Below are 14,092 nucleotides of genomic sequence, written 5' to 3' on the forward strand. Positions count from 1 at the left end.
AGCACAATAATTAAGATTGTCGTAATTTTTTATATTTTTTTTTACACACTAAAAAAATAATATGCGAAATAAGTGTTATTTCAATATTTAACAATCTATTTCCATACATTTAAAATTGGTTTTATAGAGACACTATTCGGCTTTTATTTATATCAAAACAAAAAAATCGCCTCATTGAGACGATTTTCTTCAAAACATAAAACTAAATTAAAACAACATTTATTAATCATAACCAAGATTCTGATCGTATAATCCAGGAACTGCAAGGATTTCTGATAACGGAATTGGATACAACAATGAATTATTATCAATAGTTCTGATTTTATTCTCCGTATCTTCCGCTGCTTTCCAAGCATTCATGATTGTTACAGCTTTGCCTGATCTTATTAAATCAAACCACCTTGTTCCCTCTGCAAAAAACTCTTTTCTTCTTTCTACGAATAATTCATCTAAGGTAATATTAGAAGCATTTGCAGCAACTCCCGCTCTTGTTCTTACTTTATTAACGATATCATCAACTTCTGCCTGCGAACCTCCACCGCCATGAAGCGTACATTCTGCCATTAACATTAAGACATCTGTATATCGTGTAATCATAAAATCGACTCCCCAGTCCTCACGACCGTTCCCGTATCTTGTAGCATCAATGTATTTTTTAAATACTGGAAGGGTGTAACTGCCTTTGTATGTTCCAGAAGCTACGGTATAACTTGTGGCAATTCCAAAAATTTTTCTTTTATCGGTTGCAGCAAACAAGCTCATAAATCCGTTTGAAATAGGTCTGGATTCTAAAGCTCCTTGCGCCGACAAGTTTAAAGAAGCAAAATAAGGCTCATAACCCAATTCTACCATAAAATTGCCTCCTACCGGAGTGGAAATATTCTGTGTATACGGAATTACAAGTACATTTTCTTTGTTAGCATTTCCTTCTGTTTTAAAAATCTGATCGTACTCTGCTCCAAAAGCATACAAACCACTTAACTTAATATCATTTAATTCTTTATATGCCTTATCCCATTCATTTAATCCTAATGTTGCACCGTCAATCCCGTAAGTTGGACTTGATCGCGTCATGTAAACCAATCCCAATAATGCTTTTGCACCATATTTAGTAACACGACCAAAATTGGCAGTATCATATGACGGAGGAAGATCAGCAATAGCCAATTCTAAATCTGAAATAATTAGCCTGTAAACATCTGTAACAGCTGTTCTTGGTATTTTCGCGGCTTCTTGTGCTGTTAATGTTTTGTCTATTAGCGGCACTCTTCCAAACCATCTAACTAAATCGAAATAACAAAATGCTCTCAAAAAACGCGCCTCTGCTGCCATTGTAGTTTTATCAGCAGGATTCGTAAAAATCGCATCTCCTTTTTCCGCAATTTTTTCTAATAATTGGTTGGCTTTGTAGATAGCATTGTAATTAGTCAAATAAGCTTCTTTCACATAAGTATTAGAACTGATAGAAGTATAAAAACTGTTGATTCCTTCCCAGTCTCTTGACGCCTGTGTTTTGGCCATTAAATTATCTGACCTGGTTTCACTTAGATTCATTAATCTGTTGGCATAACCATATACGCTTGCTCCATGAAAAGCTATCGAATATGTGGCATTTCTAGCTTGCACAAAATCACCCGGAGTCGCATAAAAGTTCTCGATTGTTCCCTGTGACAAAGGCAGCTGCGTCAATTCATCTGTACAAGATGATTGTGCAAACAATAATATACCTGCTGCTATAATGATATATTTTTTCATTTTCTTTTAATTAAAATTAATATTAAGCCCAATTACTAAAGATTTCGCCAAAGGCGCTCCTCCGTAATCTACAGGTACCGAAAAATCACTATTTGAACTTGCTGAAGTATTTACTGCTTCTGGATTAAAACCTACTTTGTATTTATTCCAGTAAAACCAGTTTTCTCCTGTTACATATAATCTGGCGTTATCTATTCTTGAAATTCCTTTAAGCGCTTGTCTTAAATTGTAGCCAATAGAAATATTTCTGATACTCACGTAATCCGACTTATACAACCAGTCTGAGTTGGCCTGATAACCAAAAGATGTCCTCCAGTTTCCTCTAACGGCTGGATCAACGTTTAATGAATTTTCGACAGACCCCATGCCAGTACGATCAATAGCACGTCCTGTTAATCCGTAAACTGTTCCCCCGTTTTGTCCCTGAACCAATACGTTTAAATCAAAATCTTTGTATTTAAACGTATTGGTTATTCCCCACGTATATTTTGGAGTCGGATTGCCTAAGTCAACACGGTCTTCTGCATTGATTTTTTTATCTCCGTTTTGGTCAACATACCTTGGATCTCCAAGTACTAATTTATTTCCTCCAATTGTAGTTCCGCCTGCATCGATATCCGCCTGAGTCACTACTCCGTTCTGCTTCAATCCAAAAATTGTATACATTGGCTTTCCAACTTCTAGTTTTACAAATGGAACACCTCCATCATATGCATTGCTGATTTCAATTTTAGACTGACCAGGCCCTAATGCCAAAACTTTATTTTCATTATGACTTATGTTTGCAGAAGTTCTCCATTCAAAACTTGGTGTTTTAACATTTAAAGAATTCAACTCAAACTCCCATCCCTGATTCTGCACCTCTCCAATATTAGTTAAATATGTTTGAAAACCAGAATCTCCTGGCACTGGAACCCTTAAAAGTAATTCACTATTATTTTTCCTGTATAACTCGAATGTTCCGGTAAGTCTGTTTTTAATAAATCCGAAATCCAAACCAAAATCTATACTTTTTGATTCTTCCCAATGCAAGGAAGGATTTGGTATAGAAGCTGCCCCTTGACCAATTGCAACCGCACCTCCAATCGAATAGTTATAAGTGCCTAGAGTTGCATATTTCGCATAACTTGCAATGTTATTACTTCCATTTATACCAGTACTTGCTCTAAGCTTAAATTCGGTTAGCCAATCAACATTTTCAAGAAAAGCCTCTTGTTTAACTCTCCATCCTAACGAAAGAGAAGAAAAAGTTCCCCATCTCCTCTCGGTACCAAATTTCGAAGATCCATCACGTCTGATACTAGCTGCAAAAATGTATTTCTCTTTGAAATTATACTGAAGACGAGAGAAATAAGACAGTAATGTGTTTTTCTCGGCAGTAGTAGAACCGATAGATCCCGCAGGAAGCGTTTCTATACTTGAACTATTATAAAGCGCTCCCGATGACATGGTAGATTTTGTGATTTGATACGAATTGAATGACTCTCCTAAAAGCACATTAAAACTGTGTTTTCCAAAAGTTCTATCAAAAGTAAGCGTATTTTCATTTACAATATTTTGCCTTCTGTACGTATTATATGCTCCTCTAATACTTGCAATAACATCATTTGGCGTGTAACTTTCATTTACATTGTCTGAGTTATCAAAATTAATAGTACTCTTTAAAGTAAAATTTTTAGCAAACTGATAACTGGCATATCCTGAAATTAGATTTCTGTACATGGAATTTCTCCCTGTTCGCGCTAAAGCGTTCAGCATATTTGTTGTACTAGAACCCCATGCATATCGAGTTGTATATTTTTCTCCTTTAGCATTTGAAGCACTTTCAAAAACTGGAGTTGCGGTAAGAGCTTTAAACAAAGTATTATCTTTCCCTTCAACCCCTGGATCATTTTTAATTGAATACGAAGGCGCCAAATTTATTCCCATTTTAAAGTTTTCAGACAATTTAACGTCTACATTAGCTCTTGCAGAAAAAAGAGAATAATCTGTTCCAATAATATATCCAGTATTTTTTTGATAATTGGCAGAAACATAATAATTTACAGCATCTGTAGCTCCAGAAGCCGTTAATTGATAATTACTAAATTCTCCTGTGCGGAAAACTTTATCCTGCCAGTCAATATAATCTAATCCTGGGTGCCCTGGCATATCCCATCTGTCATCATACAAGTATGTAAAGTATTTTGAATTAGATGTTGTAAGCGGATTGGCAGGATTTACTGCATTGTATGCCGCTATTCTTTCTGCTGTAGTCTGGCCTGCAGATGCTCCAGCAATTCCTGAACCAACCCATTGCGAATCGATCATCGTTTTCGCACGTTTAATCCATCCTTCTGCAGAGAGCATATCTACTCTGTTAGCTTCTTTGTTAACTCCTCCATATGTATTAAAAGTAAATTTTGGTTTTCCTTTTTTACCTTTCTTTGTAGTAATAATCACCACTCCATTTGAAGCCCTAGAACCATAGATTGCAGCTGCAGAGGCGTCTTTTAAAACTTCAATCGAAGCCACATCATTCGGATTCATATTATCAAGCGGGCTTCCGTTAGAAAAACCCCCGTTACTGTTTGATCCTTCAGTGTAAATCGGAAATCCATCTACAACATACAAAGGCTCATTTCCTGCCGTAATAGAACCAGCTCCTCTGATTTCTATACTAAAAGGCTGCCCTGGAAGACCTGTAGTCTGCTTTACACGAACACCAGCTACCTGACCAACTAATCCCTGGTCAATTCTCGAAATAGGACGTTCTGTAAAAGTTTCTGTTTTAATTCCTGAAATTGCTCCAGAGGTTAGTTTCTTCTTTTGAGTCCCGTAACCAATTACTACAACTTCATTCAGGTTCGCGCTCTCAGCATCAAGCGAGACGTTGTAACTCGAAGCAGTTCCGAGTTTTACTTCCTGTTTAACAAATCCTACAAACGAAAAAACCAATGTTTCTCCAGGCGCTGCTGCAATAGAGTATTTACCGTTAAAATCTGTACTGGTTGACCTGTTGGTTCCTTTTACAACTACGTTAACACCTGGTATTGATAATTTGGCTGGGTCTGTTACGGTTCCTGTAACCGTTTTTTCTTGCGCGTAGCCCGATGGGTACGCAAGCAAAAATAAAATCACAATCAGCAAAAGATTAAGATTGTTTTTCATAAAGGTTTAATTTGGTTAATGAATAGCTAGCTAGCACTCCAAATGTATTTAGAAGCAACCTCCGTGGTATCCTGTAGTATCCTGTTAGAAATCAATATCTTATACTTTAACATCACTTTGTTGTACTTTTTTTAACAAGAGAAATAGTGCTAACATATTGATTTACAAGCAGACAAATCTTTCAAAAAATAAAATTTCAACATTCGGAATTTATTTTAAAAAAAATTAAAGTATTACTCATTTAACACTTTAAAAAAAGAGTATTATTCAAAAACATATAATAATAATTGTAAATAATACATTTATTAAATTCACAAAAAACAGGACGCTACAGGATAGCATTCTGACTCACAAAAAATATTTTTACTTTATCATTATATCTCGTTGAGACCGAGCGTAGCTCTTTAAAAAGCTAAATATAAGCACCTTACCAACTATAACTGACCAACCACTTAAAAAATGAGAATACAAAAATCATATATCGTATTTTTCCTCTTTATAACTCTAATTTCTTTCAGTCAGAAAAATGAAAAGTCACCTTGGTCTTCTTCTTCCAACATAAACCAGCCTTGGACGAGATGGTGGTGGATGGGAAGCGCAGTTGACAAACCTAATTTAAAGAGAAGCTTAATCGATTTTCATAAAGCAGGAATTGGAGGCGTTGAAATTACTCCGATTTATGGGGTTAAAGGAGAAGAAAAAAACTTCATCGATTATCTTTCTCCAAAATGGCTGGAAATGCTCGATTACACCATTCACGTAGCAGACAGTCTTCATATGCAGGTCGATATGGTATTGGGTACTGGATGGCCATACGGTGGGTCACATGTTACACCTGAATATGCCGCTACCAAACTTATAGTAGAAAAATATCCATTAAAAAAGAATGAAACAATAGACAGGGTTATCAAACTAGAAAACAGCAAAGAAAAAAATCCTGCTTCGCTTTTGTATGTTGTAGCTTATGGAAGTGATGGTTCTTACGTTAATCTCACGGATAAGCTTACGGGAGGTAAACTACAATCAAAAGACAAAGGTTTTGATGGAAGCTCAGTTTCATTACCAAATCCGGAGCCTAACAAACTAAAATGGACTGCAAAAAAAACAGATTACACTTTATATGCGGTTTTTACGGGAAAAACTGGTCAGCAGGTAAAAAGAGCTGCGCCGGGAGGAGCTGGTTTTACATTAGACCACTATTCTGAAGAAGCGCTGAATGCTTATGTTGTTCCATTCAATAATGCTTTCAAAGGACGTGAAGGAAAAATCAGAGCTATATTTAACGACAGTTATGAGGTATATGGCACCGATTTTACTCCTACTTTTTTTGATGAATTCTTAAAACTTAGAGGCTACGACCTTAAAAAACAACTGCCTTTGCTTCTCAATGAAACTGACGATGAAATAAGCAACAGAATTCGAAGCGATTACCGCCAGACTATTGGTGATTTATTACTGAATAAATTTGACAAACCTTGGACCAAATGGGCCAATTCTAAAAACTTTAAAACCAAACTTCAAGCACATGGTTCTCCTGGAAATTTAATTGATTTATACGCTTCTGCGGATATTCCAGAATGCGAAACTTTTGGTTCGATGCCGTTTGATATTCCTGGTTTTAGACGTGAAAAAGAAGATATTCGTCCCGGAGATGCTGATGCTGTTATGTTGAAGTTTTCTTCATCGGCGGGACATATTTCAGGTAAAAATCTCGTCTCTTCTGAAACATTTACTTGGCTTCGCGAACATTTTAAAGCAGCATTGTCACAATGCAAACCAGAAGCTGAAGATTTGATGCTGAACGGAATCAATCATATTTTCCTGCATGGTTCTACTTATTCGCCAGACAGAGCCACTTGGCCGGGCTGGCAGTTTTATGCTTCTGTAAATTTTAATGCCACTAACAGCATTTGGGAAGACGCTCCTGCCCTATTTTCTTATATCGCCAACTGCCAGTCATTATTGCAACAGGGAAAATCAGACAATGAAATCCTATTGTATTTTCCCATTTTTGATACTTGGAATGAATACAAAAAAGGCACTTTGTTTTTTGAATTCAAAATTCATTCTCTTTCAGAATGGCTGCACGGAACCTCATTTTATGATATGACCAATAAATTGATGAAAAAAGGCTATGGCGTTGATTTCATTTCGGATAATTTCATAGCTGATGCTAAAGTTGTTGATGGAAAAATAGTATTGCCGGGCGGGACTTTTAAATCTTTAATTATTCCTTCCTGCAAAAAAATGCCTTTGGCAACGCTTCAAAAATTAATCGAACTGAAAAAAGCTGGAGCCTCAATTATTTTTGAAAATCTGCCAGAATCTGTTCCCGGTTTCTACGATTATAAAAATCAGGAAGAAAAACTGCAATCGCTTTTAGCCGAAAACAAAGAAGTAAAACCTGTTTCGGATATTTTTACAGCATTAGAAAATGTACAGATTTACCCAGAAACACTTGTCAATACAGGTTTAAAATATATTCGAAGAACAATCGACGGAGAAAAAATATATTATTTGGTCAACCACACCACCAAAACAATCGACGATTTTATTCCGTTGCAAATCGGCAACAAAGAGGTCATTATTCTTGACCCCCTAAACAGGGAATTTGGCAATGCCATCGTTAAAAAAACAGGCGATAAAACGTTCGTCAAAATCAGAATAGAACCTGGCAAGTCTTATTTCCTAAAAACAGAAAATACGGCCTCGCAAAAAAAATGGACTTACTTTGAACCAACTGCCGAAGCTGTTCCGCTAAAAGGAAAATGGAAAATTACTTTTGACAAAGGAGGTCCAAAACTGCCAAGTCCGGCTACAATTTCAAATTTGGAATCATGGACAAGCTTAAGTCCTGAAGCCGAAGCTTTTTCGGGCTCTGCAACCTACACTTTGGAATTTGACAATCCGAATGCCAAAACAGAATCTTGGAATCTCAATCTGGGGGATGTCCGCGAAAGCGCAAAAATCTGGCTGAATGACCAATATATTGGCACAGCATGGTCTGTTCCATATCAATTGAATATTGGAAAACTAAAATCAGGCAAAAACATTCTTAAGATTCAGGTCACCAATCTTTCTGCTAACCGAATTCGCGACAAAGAATTAAAAGGAGAAGAATGGAAGATTTTTTACGAAATCAATATGGTTGATAAAGATTATAAAAAATTCGACGCCACAAAATGGAGTCCGATGCCTTCTGGATTATTAGGGCCGGTGACCCTTACACCTTTAACCTCTAAACTAACTATTAAATAACGATATCTAAAATGAGAAAATTACTTTTAATCTTCGCTATTGGAGCTTTCTATACTGTGAGCGCACAGCAGTTTGATAAAAAATTAGTGCTCAAACAAATGATTTTGGCCAACGATTATTTTATGCAGAAATGGCCTGAAACCGGAAAAACAATTATTACCAATAAAGAACGCCCAAGCAATATCTGGACAAGAGGTGTTTATTATGAAGGATTGATGGCGCTGCATGAAATTTTTCCGAAAGATGCGTATTATGATTATGCCATGTCGTGGTCTGAGTTTCACAAATGGGGATTCAACGGTGGCAACACTACAAGAAATGCTGATAATTACTGTGCTGCACAAACGTATATTGATTTGTACAATTTAGAACCAGATCCTAAAAAACTAAAAAATACAAAAGCCAATCTGAACATGCTGTTAAACACGCCTCAGCTTGATGACTGGTCTTGGATTGACGCTATACAAATGGGAATGCCTGTTTTTGCCAAAATGGGTGTTTTAGAAAAAGACAATCGTTATTTCGAAAAAATGTATCAAATGTATATGTATTCAAGAAACAAACACGGCGATCACGGACTTTTCAATCCAAAAGACGGTTTATGGTGGCGTGATGCCGATTTTGACCCTCCGTACAAAGAACCAAACGGAGAAGATTGTTATTGGAGCCGTGGTAATGGCTGGGTAATTGCGGCTTTAGCAAAAGTATTGACCATTATTCCTGAAAATGCGCCGCACAGAGAGCAGTATGTAAAAGACTTAAAAGCAATGGCAACTGCACTTGTCCCAATTCAAAGACCTGACGGTTTTTGGAATGTAAGTCTGCACGACCCAACTAATTTTGGAGGAAAAGAAGCTTCTGGAACTGCCTTATTTGTTTACGGAATGGCTTACGGCGTAAACAACGGCATTTTGAAAAAAGAAACTTATCTTCCTGTAATTGAAAAAGCTTGGAATGCGCTTACAAAAGAAAGTCTTCACGAAAACGGATTTTTAGGATTTTTACAGTCAACTGGAAAAGAACCTAAAGACGGACAACCCTTATCTTATGACAAAATTCCTGATTTCGAAGATTATGGACTAGGCTGTTTTTTACTGGCTGGTTCAGAAATTTATAAAATGAAATGATGAAAAAGGCTCTCTTGTATACTGCGTTAATTCTATTTACTACCGCTTTATTTTCTCAGGAATTTAAGAGAGAAAAATACAATTTCAATTCGGATTGGAAACTGAAAGCAGGTGATTCTAAAAATGCAGAATCGCCTGCTTTTAATGATAATTCGTGGAAGAAAGTCACATTGCCTCATGCCTACAATCAGGAAGAGGCTTTTGAAAAAGATATCGAACATCTTACCACAGGAATTGTCTGGTACCGCAAAAAATTCAAACTTCCGAAAGGAATTAAAAACAATAAAGTTTTTATAGAATTTGAAGGAATTCGTCAGGCAGGCGTTATTTATATAAACGGACACAAAATCGGCCTTCATGAAAATGGAGTAATGGCTTTTGGATTTGATATTTCAAACCTGCTCAAACCTTATCCGCAGGAAAACTGTATTGCTCTTCGAATTGATAATGACTGGAAATACAAAGAACAAGCCACTGGAGCTTCTTATCAATGGAATAATATCAATTTTAATGCAAACTACGGCGGTATTCCCAAAAATGTTTTTCTTCATGTTACCGGAAAACTATATCAGACATTACCGCTTTATTCTAATCTAAAAACGACTGGAGTCTATATTTATCCTTCTCAAATAAATATAGATGCCGAAAATGCCGTCATCAACGTTGAATCTCAAATTAAAAATGAATTCAACACTCCTAAAACAGCGACATTAGAAGTTATAATAGAAGATTTGGAAGGACATCAAAAAGCTCAATTTTCAGGAGACAAAATCCTTATCCAACCTAATGAAACTAAAATTGTCAAAGCGCACCAATTTGTTGAAAAACTGCATTTCTGGAGCTGGGGATACGGCTATTTATATAATGTCAAAACCATTTTAAAAATTGACGGAAAAACGGCTGATGAAGTTTCTACCAAGACAGGTTTCAGAAAAACTGATTTTAAAGACGGTCAATTTTGGCTTAATGATAGAGTATTGCAACTAAAAGGTTATGCCCAAAGAACCAGCAATGAATGGCCTGCGATTGGCATGTCAGTTCCGGCGTGGCTCAGTGATTTCAGCAATAGAATGATTGTGGAAGGAAACGGAAATCTGGTTCGCTGGATGCATGTAACGCCATGGAAACAAGATATAGAATCCTGTGACAGAGTTGGACTTTTGCAAGCAATGCCAGCAGGAGATGCCGAAAAAGATGCGCAAGGCGATACTTGGAAACAACGAGTAAACCTGATGCGGGATGCTATTATTTACAATCGAAATAATCCGAGTATCATTTTTTATGAAAGTGGCAATGAATCCATCAGCGAAGCGCATATGCACGAAATGAAAAGCCTTCGCAACACTTATGACGCTTTTGGAGGTCGCGCCATTGGTTCCCGCGAAATGCTTGACAGCCGTGAAGCAGAATATGGAGGCGAAATGCTTTACATTAACAAAAGCGCTGGAAAACCGCTTTGGGCAACCGAATACTCAAGAGATGAAGGACTTCGCAAATATTGGGATGAGTTTTCTCCACCTTTTCATAAAGAAGGCGACGGTCCTTTATACCGAGGTAATCCTGCAGAAGCTTACAATCATAATCAGGACAAACACGCCGTTGAAAATATTGTTCGCTGGTATGATTATTACAGAGAAAGACCAGGAACTGGCAAAAGAGTAAGTTCTGGCGGTGTCAATATCATTTTCTCGGATTCCAATACCCATCATCGTGGTGAAGTAAATTATAGAACGAGTGGCGAAGTCGATGCCATGCGCATTCCAAAAGATGGTTTCTGGGCACATCAAGTTATGTGGGACGGCTGGGTAGATATCGAGAAACACCGTACTCATATTATGGGACATTGGAATTATTCTGATTCCGTTACCAAAAATATTTATGTGGTTTCAACTGCTTCAAAAGTAGAGCTTTTTGTAAATGGTTCTTCACAAGGTTTCGGGAAAAGAAGTAGTGAATTCCTTTTTACTTTTGAAAATATAAAATGGAAATCAGGAACCTTAAAAGCGATTGGTTATGATGAAAACGGAACTATCCTAAGCGAAGATTCTAAAAGCACTTCTGGCGAGCCTTATGCCATTAAATTAAAACTAAACAGCAATCCCAAAGGATTAACCGCAGACGGAGCCGATACGGCATTGATTGATGTAGAAACGGTGGATAAAGAAGGGAATCGCTGTCCAATCAGCAACAATATGATTTCTTTTACTTTGGAAGGACCTGCAGAATGGCTTGGTGGTATTGCTCTTGGACCAAAAAATTATATTCTTTCTAAAGAAATTCCAGTTGAAAACGGTATCAACAGAGTTATGATTCAGTCTATGACCAAAACAGGAAAAATCAAGATTAAAGCGGTCTCAGAAGGATTACAATCTGGCGAATTGATTTTTGAAAGCAAAACAGCTGAAACTACGAATGGTCTTTCCAAACAGCTCCTAGGAAATGACCTTCCTTCGTATTTAGAGCGCGGTCCAACTCCTAAAACATCCTCTTATACCCTAAAAAGAAAACCTGTTTATATCTTAAATGCGGTCTCTCCATCAAACAACAACGATACTTACAAAAGTTATGATGACAATGAGCTGACAGAATGGAGAAACGATGGAAACATCAATACTGGAACTATTACCTATACTTTGGCAAAAGCTTCTATTGTAAACGAAATAGTGATAAAACTCACAGGCTGGAGATCCAAAATTTACCCAATCAGGATTTTGGCCGACGGACAGGAAGTTTTTAAAGGAAATACGACTCAGAGTTTAGGGTATATTACAATTCCGCTAAAACCTTTCTTGGCCAAAAAAATTACAATTGAATTAATAGGCATTAACACCGAAAAAGACAATTTCTCGAAGATTACAGAAGTAGACCCTACGAAAGAACTTGACTTATTTAAAGATAAAACTTCCGTTGATGCGTCGGGACAATTACGCATTGTAGAAATAGAATTTTATGAAAAAATCGACTAAAACCAAAAAACTAAAAGCAGTCTTATTTTTAACTTCTTTATGGCTAAGTTTTGCTGCTTTGGCACAACAAAAAGAAATACCGTTATGGAATACTATTCCCGATGAAATTCAGTCAAAAGAATATGCAGAAAAAGTAGATTACAATAAGGACGGAATTGCAGAAGGAGTCAGAAAAGTAACTGTACCCACTTTAACCCCTTATTTTGCCGACCCTGAAAAATCAAACGGAACGGCGGTTATCATCTGCCCTGGCGGTGCCTACGGAATGCTTGCCATCAACAAAGAAGGTTTTAAGGCTGCGCAATGGCTAAACAGTATCGGTATTCATGCTTTTGTGCTCAAATACCGTTTGCCTAGTGATTTGATTATGAAAAACAAAACCGTCGCTCCGTTGCAAGATGCGCAGGAAGCGATGCGCATGATAAGACGCAATGCTGTGAAGTGGAAAATTAATCCGAACAAAATCGGCATCATGGGATTTTCTGCTGGAGGACATCTTGCTTCGACTTTAAGCACGCATTACAATGACCAAGTATATACTCCGTCAGATACTATCAGCGCTAAACCTAATTTTTCTATTTTAATTTATCCTGTTATTTCAACGCAGGAAGGTGTTACGCATCAAGGTTCAAAAGACAATCTGCTCGGAAAAAATCCTGAACCGACCTTAGTCGATTTTTATTCTAATGAAAAACAGGTAAATGCTGCAACCCCAAAAGCATTTTTAGTACATGCAACAGATGACAAAGCCGTTCCTGTAGAAAACAGCATTAATTATTATCTGGCTTTAAAAAAGGAAAAAGTTGCAACCGAAATGCATTTGTATGAAAACGGCGGTCACGGTTTTGGTTTAGGTGTAAAAGGAACGAACACTTTCTGGCCAAAAACATGCGAAAAATGGCTAGCAGCAAATAATTACATCCTTCAGCCCGATGCTTATGTATTTACTTACTTTAAAGGAAACGGCGAAGACGGACTGCATCTAGCTTACAGCGAAGACGGCTATAAATGGAATACGCTTAAAAATGATACTTCTTTCTTAACTCCTGAAGTTGGAAAAGATAAACTTATGCGTGATCCTTGCGTAATCAAAGGGGGAGACGGATTATACCACATGGTCTGGACGGTCAGTTGGACTGATAGAGGCATTGGATATGCTTCATCCAAAGATTTGATTCATTGGTCCAAACAGGAATTCATCCCCGTTATGATGCATGAAGAAAAAGCCCGCAATACCTGGGCACCAGAAATTACTTATGATGAAAAAAGCAAAAACTATATGATTTACTGGGCTTCTACTATTGATGGAAAATTCCTTGAAACAAAATCAGAAGAAGAAAAAGGTTACAATCATCGAATTTATTACACCACAACCAAAGATTTTAAAAAATTCAGCAAAACCAAACTGCTTTATGACCCTGGTTTTAATGTAATTGATGCTTCGATTGTAAAACAAGATAAACAATATGTAATGTATCTAAAAGATGAAACCCGTAATCCGGTTCAAAAGAATCTGAAAGTGGCTTACAGTAAAAATCTGACCGGCCCTTACAGTAAAGCAAGCCAGCCGATTACAGGAAACTACTGGGCAGAAGGACCGACTGCAGTAAAAATCGACAACAGCTGGATTGTTTATTTTGATAAATATAGGGACAAAAAATACGGTGCGGTTAAAGAAACTGCAAAAGGCTGGGAAGATATTTCGGAGCAAATCAGTTTTCCTTTAGGAACGCGTCACGGAACCGTAATAAAAGTTTCAGCAGCAGAATTAAATGCTTTAAAAAAAGAAGCAGGTAATAATTAACAACAAGATTAAAGGTAAGAGGCTTATAATTT

6 protein-coding genes are annotated in these 14,092 nt (G+C 37.0%); 4 read left to right on the plus strand and 2 right to left on the minus strand.

Annotation, left to right across the window (positions count from 1 at the left end; translation table 11 throughout):
- Positions 1-222: 222 nt before the first annotated feature.
- Positions 223-1,755: a RagB/SusD family nutrient uptake outer membrane protein gene (locus E0W73_RS06375; protein ID WP_135221249.1), complete on the minus strand. Its 1,533-nt coding sequence runs from the start codon at positions 1,753-1,755 to the stop codon at positions 223-225.
- A gap of 6 nt (positions 1,756-1,761) precedes the next feature.
- Entirely contained in the window at positions 1,762-4,905 is a 3,144-nt protein-coding gene (locus E0W73_RS06380; protein WP_135221250.1) for a SusC/RagA family TonB-linked outer membrane protein, read from the minus strand.
- A gap of 459 nt (positions 4,906-5,364) precedes the next feature.
- Between E0W73_RS06380 and E0W73_RS06385 the strand changes: the two genes are divergently transcribed.
- The 4 genes from E0W73_RS06385 to E0W73_RS06400 are packed head-to-tail and all read left to right on the plus strand — an operon-like array spanning position 5,365 to position 14,060.
- Positions 5,365-8,163, plus strand: a complete 2,799-nt coding sequence (locus E0W73_RS06385) for a glycosyl hydrolase (RefSeq protein ID WP_135221251.1) — start codon at positions 5,365-5,367, stop codon at positions 8,161-8,163.
- An 11-nt stretch (positions 8,164-8,174) separates the two neighbouring features.
- Positions 8,175-9,290, plus strand: coding sequence for a glycoside hydrolase family 88/105 protein (locus E0W73_RS06390; protein WP_135221252.1), 1,116 nt, complete (start codon positions 8,175-8,177; stop codon positions 9,288-9,290).
- The gene (locus tag E0W73_RS06395) at positions 9,287-12,256 is read left to right on the plus strand and encodes a glycoside hydrolase family 2 protein (protein WP_135221253.1); all 2,970 of its coding nucleotides are present in this window, start codon (positions 9,287-9,289) and stop codon (positions 12,254-12,256) included. Before E0W73_RS06390 ends, E0W73_RS06395 begins: the two co-directional genes overlap by 4 nt.
- Positions 12,240-14,060, plus strand: coding sequence for an alpha/beta hydrolase fold domain-containing protein (locus E0W73_RS06400; RefSeq protein ID WP_135221254.1), 1,821 nt, complete (start codon positions 12,240-12,242; stop codon positions 14,058-14,060). Before E0W73_RS06395 ends, E0W73_RS06400 begins: the two co-directional genes overlap by 17 nt.
- Positions 14,061-14,092: the final 32 nt, after the last annotated feature.

Source organism: Flavobacterium foetidum (assembly GCF_004634245.1).
Classification (GTDB): Bacteria; Bacteroidota; Bacteroidia; order Flavobacteriales; family Flavobacteriaceae; genus Flavobacterium; species Flavobacterium foetidum.